Source organism: Pseudomonas sp. S11P7 (assembly GCF_023195435.1).
GTDB classification, from domain to species: Bacteria; Pseudomonadota; Gammaproteobacteria; order Pseudomonadales; family Pseudomonadaceae; genus Aquipseudomonas; species Aquipseudomonas fluorescens_G.
In genome coordinates this window covers 829,833-843,413 of the sequence record NZ_JALPKS020000002.1, presented here as the reverse complement: position 1 = coordinate 843,413, position 13,581 = coordinate 829,833, and the positions used below count along the sequence as shown (strand labels likewise).

14 protein-coding genes are annotated in these 13,581 nt (G+C 60.8%); 7 read left to right on the top strand and 7 right to left on the bottom strand.

Features of this window, described 5'->3' with window-relative positions:
• Positions 1 to 121: 121 nt before the first annotated feature.
• Entirely contained in the window at positions 122 to 448 is a 327-nt protein-coding gene (locus tag M0746_RS03885; RefSeq protein WP_208940100.1) for a DUF2025 family protein, read from the bottom strand.
• A gap of 220 nt (positions 449 to 668) precedes the next feature.
• Between M0746_RS03885 and M0746_RS03880 the strand changes: the two genes are divergently transcribed.
• Positions 669 to 1,796, top strand: coding sequence for a glycerophosphodiester phosphodiesterase (locus tag M0746_RS03880; protein WP_258448256.1), 1,128 nt, complete (start codon positions 669 to 671; stop codon positions 1,794 to 1,796).
• Positions 1,797 to 1,952: 156 nt separating this feature from the next.
• On the top strand, positions 1,953 to 2,258 hold the full coding sequence (locus tag M0746_RS03875) for a PepSY domain-containing protein (RefSeq protein WP_030142484.1): 306 nt from the start codon (positions 1,953 to 1,955) through the stop codon (positions 2,256 to 2,258).
• Positions 2,259 to 2,602: 344 nt separating this feature from the next.
• Here the strand turns inward: M0746_RS03875 and M0746_RS03870 are convergent, their stop codons facing one another.
• Positions 2,603 to 4,225: a methyl-accepting chemotaxis protein gene (locus M0746_RS03870; protein ID WP_258448255.1), complete on the bottom strand. Its 1,623-nt coding sequence runs from the start codon at positions 4,223 to 4,225 to the stop codon at positions 2,603 to 2,605.
• 276 nt (positions 4,226 to 4,501) lie between these two features.
• Between M0746_RS03870 and M0746_RS03865 the strand changes: the two genes are divergently transcribed.
• Together M0746_RS03865 and M0746_RS03860 are read left to right on the top strand one after the other, a co-directional pair.
• Entirely contained in the window at positions 4,502 to 5,524 is a 1,023-nt protein-coding gene (locus M0746_RS03865; RefSeq protein WP_208940098.1) for a transporter, read from the top strand.
• Positions 5,525 to 5,763: 239 nt separating this feature from the next.
• Positions 5,764 to 7,377, top strand: a complete 1,614-nt coding sequence (locus M0746_RS03860) for an inorganic phosphate transporter (RefSeq protein ID WP_208940097.1) — start codon at positions 5,764 to 5,766, stop codon at positions 7,375 to 7,377.
• 123 nt (positions 7,378 to 7,500) lie between these two features.
• On the opposite strand, the gene M0746_RS03855 is transcribed toward M0746_RS03860, so the two are convergent.
• The gene (locus tag M0746_RS03855; protein WP_258448254.1) at positions 7,501 to 8,397 is read right to left on the bottom strand and encodes a LysR family transcriptional regulator; all 897 of its coding nucleotides are present in this window, start codon (positions 8,395 to 8,397) and stop codon (positions 7,501 to 7,503) included.
• Positions 8,398 to 8,519: 122 nt separating this feature from the next.
• Here M0746_RS03855 and M0746_RS03850 point away from each other — a divergent pair, with 122 nt between their 5' ends.
• Positions 8,520 to 9,278, top strand: coding sequence for an SDR family NAD(P)-dependent oxidoreductase (locus M0746_RS03850; protein WP_258448253.1), 759 nt, complete (start codon positions 8,520 to 8,522; stop codon positions 9,276 to 9,278).
• A gap of 47 nt (positions 9,279 to 9,325) precedes the next feature.
• Here M0746_RS03850 and M0746_RS03845 read toward each other — a convergent pair whose 3' ends face one another.
• On the bottom strand, positions 9,326 to 9,763 hold the full coding sequence (locus M0746_RS03845; RefSeq protein WP_258448252.1) for a multidrug/biocide efflux PACE transporter: 438 nt from the start codon (positions 9,761 to 9,763) through the stop codon (positions 9,326 to 9,328).
• A gap of 89 nt (positions 9,764 to 9,852) precedes the next feature.
• On the opposite strand from M0746_RS03845, the gene M0746_RS03840 reads away from it, so the two are divergent.
• Positions 9,853 to 10,707, top strand: a complete 855-nt coding sequence (locus M0746_RS03840; RefSeq protein ID WP_258448251.1) for a LysR family transcriptional regulator — start codon at positions 9,853 to 9,855, stop codon at positions 10,705 to 10,707.
• A gap of 200 nt (positions 10,708 to 10,907) precedes the next feature.
• Here the strand turns inward: M0746_RS03840 and M0746_RS03835 are convergent, their stop codons facing one another.
• Genes M0746_RS03835 through M0746_RS03825 form a run of 3 tightly spaced genes read right to left on the bottom strand, consistent with a single transcriptional unit; the run spans position 10,908 to position 12,952 of the window.
• The gene (locus M0746_RS03835; protein WP_258448250.1) at positions 10,908 to 12,149 is read right to left on the bottom strand and encodes an RNA polymerase sigma factor; all 1,242 of its coding nucleotides are present in this window, start codon (positions 12,147 to 12,149) and stop codon (positions 10,908 to 10,910) included.
• Positions 12,142 to 12,486 (bottom strand): YciI family protein, encoded by a 345-nt coding sequence (locus M0746_RS03830; RefSeq protein WP_150592919.1) that lies wholly within the window; start codon positions 12,484 to 12,486, stop codon positions 12,142 to 12,144. Before M0746_RS03830 ends, M0746_RS03835 begins: the two co-directional genes overlap by 8 nt.
• Positions 12,487 to 12,526: 40 nt before the next feature.
• Positions 12,527 to 12,952 carry a YybH family protein gene (locus M0746_RS03825; protein WP_258448249.1) on the bottom strand — a complete coding sequence of 142 codons (426 nt, stop codon included), beginning with the start codon at positions 12,950 to 12,952 and terminating at the stop codon, positions 12,527 to 12,529.
• 140 nt (positions 12,953 to 13,092) lie between these two features.
• On the opposite strand from M0746_RS03825, the gene M0746_RS03820 reads away from it, so the two are divergent.
• The gene (locus M0746_RS03820) at positions 13,093 to 13,578 is read left to right on the top strand and encodes a GNAT family N-acetyltransferase (RefSeq protein ID WP_258448248.1); all 486 of its coding nucleotides are present in this window, start codon (positions 13,093 to 13,095) and stop codon (positions 13,576 to 13,578) included.
• The last annotated feature ends 3 nt before the right edge of the window (positions 13,579 to 13,581 follow it).

The window sequence follows — 13,581 nt, the reverse complement described above, 5'->3', positions numbered from 1 at the left end:
GGCGGTGAACCGAGGTGTGGCCTTCGCGAGCAGGCTCGCTCCCACAGGGATTTTGTAAACGCCACAGATCCAATGTGTGCGAGCCTGCTCGCGGAGAGGCCCGCAACCACACTGCAAAACATCAACCGCGCACCAGACTCCGCACCGCCACAATCTCCGGCACTTCAACCTTGCTCATGTAAACCCGCAGCGGTTCGGTGATGTTGATCCGGTCGTCGATGCGTTGGTCCAGCAGCAACTGGATCAACTCGCGTTTAAGGGTCATGGTCTGTTCGGTCGCGGTCGCCCAGACGAATTCGCTGGCGGGGATGATGCCGTCGTCGGCGACGTCCATGCCGAAGGAATCTTCGCTGAACCTGACGATGTGCTGACCGGTCTTGCGATTGAAGCCGACGAAGCCCTTGAGGTCGTCGGCGGCCTGGCAGATGAGTTGGGAGGTGATGCGCATGGTAAACCTCGCGAATGATGATCGATGGTTTACACGCAGGGCCACTGAGCGGCGCACCCTCTGCCGGGGTGTCTGCCGAGGGCAAGCGTACTGCAAACGGCGCCACAAACGTGCAGGAAAATTCGCTTTTGATACGTTTATGTCGGTCTTGCGCTGGCACCCGAGCGCTTCAGTTGTTAAAACAGTGCACTTTGAAATTGCCTGCGAAAGGAACTCGAACATGACCGCCACTTTCACCAAAAGCGCTTTGGTCCTGAGCCTGCTGCTCGGCCTCGGTCAGGCGCAGGCCGCCAGCCACAGCGCCCCTGAGGCCATCGCTGCGGCCCACGGCATCCCGCACCCGGCGGTGATCGCTCACCGTGGCGCGTCGTTCGATGCGCCGGAATCCACCGTCGCGGCTTATCGACTGGCCCGCGACCTGGGTGCCGATTACCTGGAACTGGATTTGCAGCGCAGCAAGGACGGCGTGCTGTTCGCCCTGCACGACGACAATCTGCAGCGCACCACCGACGTGGCGAGCAAATTCCCGGAGCGCAAGGACAGTCCGGCCACCGCGTTCACCATGGCCGAACTGAAAACCCTCGACGCCGGTAGCTGGTTCAACGCCAAATATCCGGATCGCGCGCGCGCGTCCTACGCCGGGCTGAAGATTCTGACCCTCGATGAAATCATCGACATCGCCCGCGCCAATCCGCAGCACAAGCCGGGCCTGTACATCGAAACCAAAGAGCCGCAGCTGTTTCCCGGCATCGAAAAAGACCTCAAGGAAAAACTGCAGGACCGCGGCTGGCTGAGCCCGGCCGGTTCGAAACTGGCGAAAAGCGCGCTCGGCGTCGGCCAGGGCAAAGGCAAGGTGATCCTGCAGACGTTCGACAAGAACAGCCTGCAAATGCTGGAAAAGGAAATGCCGCAAGTGCCGAAGATCCTGCTGTTGTGGGTCGGCGAAGGCAGCATTGAGCCGAAATCGAACGTGACCTTTGCCGCCTCCGGCGAGAACGACAAGAACGTTTTCTACGGTAAACAGGAACCGAAGTCGGAAGCTGAATTCAAGCAGTGGGTCGACTTCGCCAAGGCCCAGGGCGCTATCGGTACCGGTCCGTCGGCCAAGCTGACCCATGGCGGTGACCAGAGCTATTCGGATCTGGTGCAGCCGTGGATGAATCAATACACCCATGATCAGGGCATGCTCGTGCACGTCTACACCGTCGATGAGCCGGTGGATTACGAGAAAGTCATGGCCGCCGGTGTCGATGGCATCTTTACCAACCGCGCCAGTGAACTGTTGAAGTTTTATAAGCGCCCGGCGGCGGGCAGCGTTGATGAGGTTTTGAAGAAGAACGGTTTCTGAGCCGTTATCGAGTCGCCTGCTTCGCGAGCAGGCTCGCTCTCACAAAGAGCAGTTTTATCGCGAAGCAGAGATTTAAGGGTGAATTAAGTTGCGCTGGTTAATCTGAACCCACTTACACAGATCAACCACTTCAACGCACCACCAAGGAATGAACCGATGAAAACTTTGACTGCCCTGTTTACCGCCGCTGCCCTGACCCTCACCGCTGGCTTGGCCCAAGCTGACGTGCGCATCGACCAGATCCCGCAACTGGTGAAAGACGGCAAGATCAAGTCGCTGGAATCGATGAACGCCGAAGCGCTGAAACTGCATCCGGGTGCGACCATTACTGATACCGATCTGGATAACCACTTCAACGGTTATGAGTACGAAGTTGAACTGAAGACCGCTGATGGCAAAGAGTTCGACGTGGACTTTGATGCAACTACCGGCAAGGTTTTGAGCAACAAGCAAGATACTTGATAGAGCGCTGGTAAAGAGCCGCACGATTGAATGATCGTGCGGCTCTTTTGTGGCTGGCGTTTGGCGTGAGGCTTGGGGTGACTGGGAAATCGATTCCCCCTCACCCCAGCCCTCTCCCCCAAGGGGGCGAGGGAAAGGGAGCAGATCGGGGGCCATTCAAAGCCTGAGTTCGCCTTGAGATCTTAGTTATTCGTTGATCTGTTCAGAGCCTGAGTTCGCCTCGATATTTCAGGTCGACGTATCTCCAGCAATCAACACGGTCAGTCCCCTCTCCCGAGGGAGAGGGCTAGGGTGAGGGCCAAGCCATCACGCCGAAAACACTGACATACCACGACCCAAACCAATCAAGCACTCAACCGCGCCGTCACTTCATTCAACTGCCCCGACAGACCATGCAGATTCTGGCTGGCACTCTCGGTGCGCTGCACATTGTCGAGGTTGGTGCTGGCAATCGCAGTGATCTCGGTGAGGTTGCGCGAAATGTCTTCGGCCACCGACGTCTGCTCCTCAGCCGCAGTAGCGATCTGCCGGTTCATGTCGCGAATCGCTTCCACGGCATGAGTGATGCGCTCGAGCATCGCGCCAGCCTGAGTCACTTGCTCGACGCTTTCATCACTGCGCGCCTGGCCGTTGTCGATGGCGTGCGCAGCGTCTACCGCGCCAGTCTGCACGCTCTGGATGATCTGGTTGATCTCGATGATCGACTCAGCGGTGCGCTGCGCGAGGTTGCGCACTTCGTCGGCGACCACGGCAAATCCACGTCCTGCCTCACCGGCGCGGGCCGCTTCGATGGCAGCGTTGAGCGCGAGCAGGTTGGTCTGTTCGGCGATGCCGCGAATCACTTCCAGTACCTTGCCGATGCGCCCGCTATCCGCTTCGAGACGGCGGATCACGGTGGCGGTGTTGGCGATTTCGCCGCGCATCTGCGTGATCGAATGAATGGTGGTCTGCATGACCTTCTCGCCCTGCTGCGCCGACTGATCGGCATCGTCGGCAGCGCGGGCGGCGTCGGCGGCGTGGCGCGCGACTTCCTGGGCGGTGGCGGACATTTCGTTCATCGCCGTGGCCACCTGATCGGTGCGATTGAATTGCTCGTTGGTGCCGCCGGCCATGGTTGTGGCGATGGCGTTCAACTCGCCGCTGGCGCTGTCCAGATCGCTGGCACTGCGCTGCAAACGGCTGAAGGTGTCGGCGAGGAAATCGCGCAAGGTGTTCGCCGCGGTGGCGAGATTGCCCAGTTCGTCCTGCCGCTCGTTGGTCACCCGTTCGGCGAGTTGGCCACGACTCAATTGGCTCACATAGTCGATGAGTTTGCGGATCGGTTCGACCAGGTTGCGGTTGACCAGCCACAGGCTCAGCAGGCCGATCAACAGCCCCGACGCGAGCATCACCAGCAAGCCGATCCACACAGTGCGATCGGCACCGGCACTGATCAGCGCCGACTGCTCGGTGCCCTGCTGGCGCAGTTCTGCGACCAGTTCACTCATCTGATCGCTGGTCGCGCGGTCGACACCTTTGACTGCGGCATCGCCCGTCGCCGGATCACCGCCGGCGGCGACGTAGGCATCACGGCCCTTCTGGTAGGCCGCGCCGAGTTGGCGGTGTTCGTCACGCAGGCGTTCGATGCGGGTTTTCAGGCTCGGCTCGATGCCGCTCTGGCCGGCCAGTTCGCCGAGGATTTTCTGTACGTCGCGCTGACGGTCTTCGAACTGGCCCCAGTACTTGGCCAGATCCGCCGGTTGCTTGCCGCGCAGCAAGACGTTTTTCCATTCCTGCACCTGCACCTTGAATTGCAGGTTGGCTTCGTCGATCAGTTGCGACGTGTGCAACGGCCCGGCGAGCAACTGGCTGTAACTCTGTACGCCGTTGGACAGGAAATGGAAGCAGGCCAGCGCGATCAACAGCACCGCCAGCAGACTGCCGCTCAACAGGGCGAGCATTTGCGCTCTCAGGGATTTTTGCAGCATCGAAGATACTCACGACAGGGGTGGAGCACGCCCGGAACGAGCGTGAAAAATGGCCGGACCTCCCTGTCGGCGAACCTTGGCCCAAGGCCAATGGCGCGCAACCTAACTCAGCTGAGATCGGCGTGCCAGAGCCCTTCTTGAGAAACTTCCGACAGCCGGTAAGGCATTGATTTGACGCCGTTTTACTGTCACATAAATGTCATGTGACATTGCGATGATGCCGCTCAGGTGAACCTGTAAAACCCGCATCAACCGCCCTCCTCGCAGCGAGCCGCCATGAATCACAGCCTCGATATCAGCCATCGCGATCCGGACCTGTTTGGTTTGCTCTATGGCTTCCGTTTTCTGCCCGGCGAAAGCGGTCGCGAAGTCGATTCAGCGACGGCGCTGCGTTGCTTGCAGGACGACAGCGACAGCGGCGAATTCCTCTGGCTGCACTTGAATCTGGCCCACGCCGCCTGTGAGCGCTGGATGAAAAGTCATCTGCAGTTGCCGGAAGAATTTTTCGAAGCGCTGCATGAGGGCTCGCGCTCGACGCGCATCGAGCATGTCGATTCGGCGCTGCTGGCGGTGGTCAACGACGTGGTCTTCAACCTCAGCAGCATGGTCTCCTCGGACGTGTCGACGCTGTGGGTCTGTGTGCGCAGCAAACTGATCGTCAGCGCACGCCTGCAACCGCTGCACTCGGTGGACAAATTGCGCTCGTCGGTGAAGGCCGGCGAACGCTTTCGTTCGCCGTCGGAATTGCTCGTGCATCTGTTGCGCGATCAGGGCGAAGTGCTGACGCAGATCGTGCGCAAGACCAGCCTGAGCGTCGACCAGATCGAGGACGAATTGCTCTCCTCGCGGCTGTCGACCAACCGCGCGGAACTCGGCGCCAACCGCCGCGTGCTGGTGCGCCTGCAACGTTTGCTGGCGCTGGAACCGGGTTCGCTGCTGCGCCTGCTCAACCGTCCGCCGCCGTGGTTGCAGAAGGAGGACGTGAAGGAGCTGCGCAAGTCCACCGAGGAGTTCGCGCTGATCATCAACGACCTCACCGCCCTCGGTGAGCGGATCAAACTGCTTCAGGAAGAGATCGCCGCCAACCTCAACGAACAAAGCAACCGCACGCTGTTCACCCTGACCGTGGTCACGGTACTGGCGCTGCCGATCAACATCATCGCCGGGTTCTTCGGCATGAATGTCGGCGGCGTACCGTTATCACAGGACCCGCACGGGTTCTGGGTACTGGTCGCGCTGGTGGCGACGTTCACCGTGATCGCCGGGCGCTGGGCGTTTCGCAAGCGTGGGGATTATTGACCACATATTCCACCGTTCCCCTGTGGGAGCTGGCTTGCCAGCGATAGCGTCAGGTCAGTCAACATCCATGTTGAACGTCAGTCCGCCATCGCTGGCAAGCCAGCTCCCACAGGGGGCTGCGGCGTCCTTAAGATCAATGGTCAGACTAATCAGGCAAACACTGATCTGCCGCAGTCTCTCTGTAACATTCTGCAACGATCATGGGCGACATTCCTTCCCTCGCTCAGGATTGTCCGCTCATGGCTACTCCCTCCCTGACCGCCAGCCCCGCCTCTGCCGCTAGCGGCCGGCCCGCGCTGGACAAGAAACCCGGCCCGTTCACCTATGTGATCTTTTTCGCCGTGCTGGCCATGGGCATGCTGTTCACCGCCTACAGCCTGATGCACGACATGCACGAACTCGGCACGGTGGTGACCACCTGGACGCCGTTTCTGCTGCTCGGCGTGGCGCTGTTGATTGCGCTGGGCTTCGAGTTCGTCAACGGTTTCCACGACACCGCCAACGCGGTGGCGACGGTGATCTACACCCACTCGCTGCCGCCGAACGTGGCGGTGGTCTGGTCGGGCTTTTTCAACTTTCTTGGCGTGCTGCTTTCCAGCGGCGCGGTGGCGTTCGGCATCATCGCGTTGCTGCCGGTGGAGTTGATTCTGCAGGTCGGTTCGTCCGCCGGGTTCGCGATGATTTTCGCTTTGCTGATCGCTGCCATTCTGTGGAATCTCGGCACCTGGTGGCTGGGCCTGCCGGCGTCGTCTTCGCACACGCTGATCGGCTCGATCATCGGCGTCGGCGTGGCCAATGCGCTGATGCACGGCCGCGACGGTACCAGCGGTGTCGATTGGGCGCAGGCGACCAAGATCGGTTACGCCTTGCTGTTGTCGCCGCTGGTGGGTTTCGGTTGTGCGGCGTTGTTGCTGCTGGCCCTGCGCGCCTTCGTCAAGAATCGCTCGTTGTACAAGGCTCCCGAAGGCAACACTCCCCCGCCGTTGTGGATTCGCGGTTTGCTGATTGCCACCTGCACCGGCGTGTCCTTCGCCCACGGCTCCAACGACGGGCAGAAAGGCATGGGCCTGATCATGCTGATTCTGGTCGGCACCCTGCCGATGGCCTACGCCTTGAACCGCACCATGCCGGAAGAACAATCGCTGCAGTTCGCCGCCGTGGCCCAAGTCACCCAGCAGGCACTGGTGAAAAGCGCACCGCTGCCGGCACCGGCCGACCCGCGCCCGATCCTCTCCGATTACGTGCGCAGCAAGGAAGCCACGCCGCAATTGATCCCGGCCCTCGCCGCGCTGACCGGGCACATCGGCGAGCAAGTCAGAGGCTACGGTTCGCTGGCCAAGGTGCCGGCCGAGGCCATGGGCAACGTGCGCAACGACATGTACCTGGCCAGCGAAAGCATTCGCCTGATGGACAAGAACAAGGTCGGCAATTTCGATGCTGACACCAGCAGCAAGCTGCAATTGTTCAAACAGCAGATCGACAACGCCACACGCTTTATTCCGCTGTGGGTGAAGATTGCCGTGGCCATCGCGCTGGGGCTTGGCACCATGGTCGGCTGGAAACGCATCGTAGTGACCGTCGGCGAGAAGATTGGCAAGACTCACCTGACTTATGCGCAAGGCGCCTCGGCGGAAACCGTGGCGATGCTGACCATCGGTGCGGCGGACATGTTCGGTTTGCCGGTCTCGACCACCCATGTGCTGTCATCGGGTGTGGCCGGGACCATGGTCGCCAACGGTGGCGGGTTGCAGATGAAGACCATCCGCAATTTGCTGATGGCGTGGGTGCTGACCTTGCCGGCGGCAATCCTGCTGTCGGGCAGCCTGTACTGGCTGTTCACCCAGATCTTCTAAACCAATACAAATCTCCTGTAGGCCTTCGCCTGCTCGCGATAGCGTCCTTTCAGTCGATACAGATGTGACTGACACACCGCTATCGCGAGCAGGCGAAGGCCTACAATTGATTGTGGTGCCCCGTCAAAGCGTCGACCGAACCACCTCCCCCAGCCAATCCATGAACACCCGCACCCGCAGCGGTAAATGCCGTTGCCGCGCATACAGCAACGAAATCGCCATCGCCGGTGCGGTGTATTGCGGCAGCACGGTGACCAGCTCGCCGTTTTCCAGATGCGGCTGCATGCCGGTGCGCGGTACTTGAGTCAGGCCGAAACCACCGAGGCATGCCGACTCGTAGGCATCGGTGCTGTTGACCGTGATGCTGCCGGCCATCGCCAAGCGTCGCACCTGCCCGCCCTCCTCGTAGACGAAACCTTCCGAACGCGACCCCAGCACGCCGACGTAATGCACCAGCCGATGCTGCGCGAGGTCTTCCAGAGTTCGCGGCACACCGTAGCGCTCGAGGTAGGCGGGGCTCGCGCAGTTGATCATCGAGAAGTCGCCGAGATGCCGCGCCACCACCGATTGATCCGGTTGCGCACCGACGCGCAGCACGCAATCGAAACCTTCGCTGAGCAGATCGACGCGGCGGTCGGTGCTGCTGATTTCCAGTTGCAGGTTCGGGTGCCGCGCCATGAATTGCGGCAGACGCGGCATGACCAGACGCCGGGCGAGAATATTCGGCATGTCGACGCGGATGCGCCCGCTCAGCGAGGCCTCGTCCTGGCGGAACAAGCCTTCGATCTCGTCCATGTGCGACAGCAGATCTTTGCTGCGCTCGTACAGGACCATGCCGTCCTGAGTCGCTTGCACCTTGCGCGTGGTGCGCTGCAACAAGCGCGTACCGAGTAGGGCTTCCAGCGCCTGCACATGCTCGGACACGGTCGAGCGCGGCAGGCCCAGGCTTTCGCCGGCAAGGGTGAAACTCGACAGTTCGCTGACCCGCACGAAGGTGCGCAGCAGTTCCAGTTTGTTCATTTTGGTGCCCTGCGATTGTTCGGCTGATCCGATCAGTGATTCCGTTTTCACTCTGTTTATCAGCTTGGCACGGATAAATAAACTTTGATCCATCCCCACTCAACGCAATCGGAGCAAGCCCCATGAACCGTAAAATCGCATTGATCACCGGCGCCAGCCGTGGCCTGGGCAAGAACGCTGCACTGCACCTCGCCGCGCAAGGCATCGACATCATCGGCACCTACCACAGCCGCGCTGACGAGGCGCAGGCGCTGGTCACTGAACTGCAAGCGCTCGGCGGCAAAGCCGTCATGCTGCAACTCGACGTCGGCCGCAGTGACAGCTTTGCCGATTTCGGCGCGCGGGTTGAGCAGGCCTTGCTGCACACCTTCGACCGTCAGCGCTTCGATTTTCTGATCAACAATGCCGGAATTGGCGTGCATGCCCTGTTCGCCGAGACCACGCCGGAGCAGTTCGATCTGCTGATGAATGTGCAACTGAAGGGGCCGTTTTTTCTGACTCAACAGTTGCTGCCGCTGATCAACGACGGTGGGCGCATCATCAACATTTCCAGCGGCCTGACCCGCTTCAGCCTGCCCGGTTACGGCGCTTATGCGGCGATGAAAGGCGCGATGGAAGTGCTGACGCGTTATCAGGCCAAGGAGCTGGGCGCACGGCAGATCGGCGTGAACATTCTCGCGCCGGGCGCCATCGAGACTGATTTTGGTGGCGGTGCCGTGCGCGACAATTCGGCGCTGAATGCGATGGTCGCCAGCAACACGGCGCTGGGCCGTGCCGGACAACCAGACGATATCGGCGGCGCGCTGGCGTTGTTGCTGTCCGACGGCGGTCGGTGGATCAACGGCCAGCGTGTCGAGGCGTCCGGCGGCATGTTTCTCTGATTTGAAACGAAAAAAATCGCAGCCTTCAGTGGCTGCGATTTTTGCGTTTAACCCTGACAGACGTTGCGCGATACGAAGCGCTCGCGCAGCACGTCATAAACCCAGTGATAAACGTAGGTGTACGGCAGGAAAAACAGCAGCACACCGATGTCGAGCAAAAACGCCTGCCACAGGCTGACCGACAGCCACCAGGCAATCAGCGGCACGCCCATCACGATCAAACCGCCTTCGAACAGCAGCGCATGCACCACTCGTACCCAAGCATTATGGGCAACGTGCAGACGCACCAGCACCCGATCAAAGAAGCGGTTGAACAGCACGTTCCAGCCCAGCGCCAGCAGCGCGATCAGCACGGTGACCGCGCCCATGTCGAGCAGCGGCTTTTGCAGCAGCCACGCCAGCAACGGCGTACAGATCAGGATCGCCAACAGCTCGAAACCGATGGCCTGGAAGATACGTTCAGTGATGGATTTGTCGGCAGTCATGGCCTGACTCCTTGAGTGAAGATGATTGCCATGATCAACCCTCGGACCGATACTTCATAACCAATAACCATCGATCAAGGCGATAGTTGATGATTTCCCAGGAAGTGCTGTTGGCGTTCGTGCAGGCGGCGACGCAAGGTTCGTTTTCCGCGGCGGCGCGCAAATTGGGGCGCAGTCAGTCGACCATCAGCGCGGCGGTGGCAAGCCTGGAGATTGATCTCGATGTGGCGCTGTTCGACCGCAGTAGCCGTAAACCGACCCTGACCCCGGCCGGGCATGTGCTGCTGCAACGGGCCGAGGCGATTCTGGCGGCGAGTAATCGCCTGGAAATGACCGCACGGCAATTGTCGCAAGGGGTCGAGCCGAAGCTGACGGTGGCGATTTCCGACACCTATCAGTCGTATCGTTTCGAGGCGGCGCTGGTGGAGTTCGAACAGCGCTACCCGGATCTGCAACTGGAATGCCTGATCGCCGAATGCGAAGACTTGATCGAACTGGTCCAGCGCGGCCGCGCGCACCTGGCCTTCGCCGAAATGCAGGAAGCCTACCCGCCAGATCTGGTGACCTCGACCGTGGCCGAACGCACCGAGATTGCGCTGTTCGTCAACCGCGAGCATGCGCTGGCGAAGCTTGAACTGGTGGATCAGCAGCTACTTGAAGAGCATCGCGAGTTGCGGTTGGCGACCATCGTCAATCCGTATGACAGCCGTGGCAAAGGCCGGGTGTGGTCGGCGCCGAGTTATCTGATGTTGCTGGAAATGGCCGAAAAAGGTTTTGGCTGGGCACCGCTGCCGCGCTGGCTGGCGCAGCGCTATGGCAATGACTTGCTGGTGGAACTGAACGTGCGCGGCTGGCCGAAACCGGTGTTCGTCGATGCACTGTGGTCGCGCCTGTATCCGCCGGGGCCGGCGGGGAGCTGGTTGTTGGGGAAGATGCTCGAATAGTGCTTTGCCTTGAATTAGGGAGCCCTCATCGGAACGCCGCCCGCCCAGCCCTCTCCCGGAGGGAGAGGGAGCCGACCGAGGTGTCTTGCGTCATGCATCGACCTGCAACACCGAGTCGATTACCGATTCACAGCCATTCATCCAGGTCGGCGAATTTCTCCAATATCCCCCAATCAGTCCCCTCTCCCTCTGGGAGAGGGTTAGGGTGAGGGCTTTTCCAGCGCCAAAAGCCTACCTTGAATAAACCGCCGCTCCGGCTCCTGCCGGGTCAACGCCAATGCCCGCTGATACGCCTCGCGCGCCTCGCCCACCCGCCCCAACTGCCGACAAAACTCCGCCCGCGCCGAATGCGCCAGGTGGTAATCCTGCAATTCGCCACGTTGCAAAATCCCTTCAATCAGACTCAACCCCGCCCCCGGGCCATCGCGCTTGGCCACCGCCACCGCGCGATTCAACTCGATCACCGGCGACGGCAGCGCCCGCAGCAGCACGTCATACAGCCCGACGATCTGCACCCAATCGGTTTGCGCTGCGTGCGGCGCCTCGGCGTGTACCGCCGCGATCGCTGCCTGCAGACAATACGGGCCGAACCGCCGCGTGCTCAGCGCGCGCTCGACCAGCGCACAGCCTTCGGCGATCAACCCGGCGTCCCACAACGCGCGATCCTGATCGTCGAGCAGCACCAGTTCGCCACTCGGCGAGGTACGCGCCGGTCGTCGCGATTCGTGCAGCAGCATCAGCGCCAGCAGGCCCATGACTTCCGGCTCCGGCAGCAATTCCATCAACAGGCGCCCGAGGCGGATCGCCTCGCGCGTGAGGTCTTCGCGAGTCAGCTCAGTGCCGATCGACGCCGAATAACCTTCGTTGAACACCAGATAAATGACCCGCAACACGCTGTCGAGGCGTTCGGGCAACTCCTTCAGGCTGGGCACTTGATAGGGGATTTTCGCGTCACGAATCTTGGCTTTCGCGCGCACGATGCGCTGGGCGATTGCCGCCGGCGCAGAAAGAAAGGCGCGGGCGATTTCTTCGGTGGTCAGGTCGCAGACTTCACGCAAGGTCAGCGGCACTTGCGCATCCGCCGCCAGCGCCGGGTGACAGCAGGTGAAGATCAGCCGCAGGCGATCGTCTTCCACGTCTTCGCCACTCCAGTCGGCCTGTTCGAGTTCTTCCAGTTGCGCCAGCAACAACGGTTGCGAAGCCTTGAACCGCGCACGCCGGCGCAACACATCAATCGCCTTGAAGCGCCCGGTCGAGACCAGCCAGGTGCGCGGATTGTCCGGCACGCCGTCGCGCTGCCAGCGTTCGACCGCGACGAAGAACGCCTCGTGCAAGGCTTCTTCGGCAAGGTCGAAATCACCGAGCAGGCGGATCAGCGTTGCCAGAATCCGTCGTGAATCCTGACGGTAAACCTGCTCGACCCGCGCCCGTATGTCAGACATTCAACTGCCGCACCGGTCGCACCTCGACGCTGCCGACCCGCGCTGCCGGAATGTTGCCGGCGACCTGGATCGCTTCGTTGAGGTCCTTGGCGTCGATCAGGTAGAACCCGGCCAGTTGCTCCTTGGTTTCGGCAAACGGCCCATCGGTGATCGACAGTTTGCCGCTGCGCATTCTGACCGTGGTGGCGGTCTGTACCGATTCCAGCGCTTCAGCGGCGACCATCCGCCCGCTGCCCTGGATCGACTCGGCGTAGGCCCAGCATTCGGCGTCTTCGGGGCTGTCGGGCGACGAATGCAGCAGGCGCTCGTCGCTGTAGACCAGGCATAAATACTTCATGGCGTTCTCCTGATTCGAACGGTTCAACTATGGCTGAAGATCAGGGCTGCACATCGAACAGCGTCGCGCCGCTCATCGGATCGAACGGCGCCGACCAATGCTCATGGACGATTTTCCACGCCCCGCCGACCTGCCGATAACACGCGGTGACGCGCATCCAGCAGCTCTGGGTTTCGCCTTTTTCATTGGTCCCGCCGCAGTTGGCGACCCAGTGGGCAAAGGCAATGTTATCGGCGCTTTCAATGGTGATTTCCTGAAACTCGAAAACGTGCGGGCCAGGGCACATTTGCATGCACTCGACCCAATGCGCGCGGTACGCCGCTTTGCCCTTGAATTGCAAAGCCTTGATCGCATCGAAGGAGACGATGTCGTCGGCGTACAGGGCCATGACTTTTTCGACGTCTTTGGTCATCACCGCTTCGCGGTAAGTGTTGATCAGGGTCTGAATTTCGCTCTGTGCGTTCATGGTGTTCTCCGTGTTTTTTGTGGGAAGACACCCTTAGTCGTTTGTGCTTTTCGCGGATCGACAGGCCAAACAAAAATATTTCGCGACGCCAATATCGCTAGAATCCGAGGCTCACTCTTTGTAGGAAAAAGGAAATTCCCTTGTCAGCCAGACTCGTGCCGTACGACAGCCTGAACGCCTTGCAGCGTCAGCAAGTCGAGGCGATTGAAATTCATGCCGAGCAGATCAAGTTCTCCGGCGACATTCACGGCGCGTTGCACACGCTGCTGTCGAAACCCGGCCCCGGCGTAAAAGGTTTTGCCCTGCTGGCGGACGAGGTGCCGGTGGCGTTTCTGCTGCTCAAGCGTCCGCCGGTACTGCCTGACTGGGCCAATGAACACAGCGCCACATTGCACGCGTTGCAGGTCGATCGCCGCGCACAAGGCAAGGGTTACGGCAAGGCATGCCTGCAAGCGCTGCCCGCCGTCGCGCGTGAAGCCTGGCCGGACATCAAGGGGCTGGAACTGTCGGTGGACGCCGACAATGAAGCGGCCATCGCGCTGTACGCCAAACACGGCTACGTCGACAGCGGCGAAGCCTACAAGGGCCGGATCGGTTACGAGCGGCGCATGGGGCTGTTTTTCTAAGTC

Excerpts from the sequence above, each read along its gene's own strand:
- M0746_RS03855 (WP_258448254.1), bottom strand. The coding sequence starts at position 8,397 with ATGAACAAACTGGAACTGCTGCGCACCTTCGTGCGGGTCAGCGAACTG.
- M0746_RS03880 (WP_258448256.1), top strand. The coding sequence starts at position 669 with ATGACCGCCACTTTCACCAAAAGCGCTTTGGTCCTGAGCCTGCTGCTC.
- M0746_RS03845 (WP_258448252.1), bottom strand. The coding sequence starts at position 9,763 with ATGACTGCCGACAAATCCATCACTGAACGTATCTTCCAGGCCATCGGT.
- M0746_RS03885 (WP_208940100.1), bottom strand. The coding sequence starts at position 448 with ATGCGCATCACCTCCCAACTCATCTGCCAGGCCGCCGACGACCTCAAG.
- M0746_RS03865 (WP_208940098.1), top strand. The coding sequence starts at position 4,502 with ATGAATCACAGCCTCGATATCAGCCATCGCGATCCGGACCTGTTTGGT.
- M0746_RS03840 (WP_258448251.1), top strand. The coding sequence starts at position 9,853 with ATGATTTCCCAGGAAGTGCTGTTGGCGTTCGTGCAGGCGGCGACGCAA.
- M0746_RS03825 (WP_258448249.1), bottom strand. The coding sequence starts at position 12,952 with ATGAACGCACAGAGCGAAATTCAGACCCTGATCAACACTTACCGCGAA.
- M0746_RS03875 (WP_030142484.1), top strand. The coding sequence starts at position 1,953 with ATGAAAACTTTGACTGCCCTGTTTACCGCCGCTGCCCTGACCCTCACC.
- M0746_RS03835 (WP_258448250.1), bottom strand. The coding sequence starts at position 12,149 with ATGTCTGACATACGGGCGCGGGTCGAGCAGGTTTACCGTCAGGATTCA.
- M0746_RS03860 (WP_208940097.1), top strand. The coding sequence starts at position 5,764 with ATGGCTACTCCCTCCCTGACCGCCAGCCCCGCCTCTGCCGCTAGCGGC.
- M0746_RS03870 (WP_258448255.1), bottom strand. The coding sequence starts at position 4,225 with ATGCTGCAAAAATCCCTGAGAGCGCAAATGCTCGCCCTGTTGAGCGGC.
- M0746_RS03830 (WP_150592919.1), bottom strand. The coding sequence starts at position 12,486 with ATGAAGTATTTATGCCTGGTCTACAGCGACGAGCGCCTGCTGCATTCG.
- M0746_RS03850 (WP_258448253.1), top strand. The coding sequence starts at position 8,520 with ATGAACCGTAAAATCGCATTGATCACCGGCGCCAGCCGTGGCCTGGGC.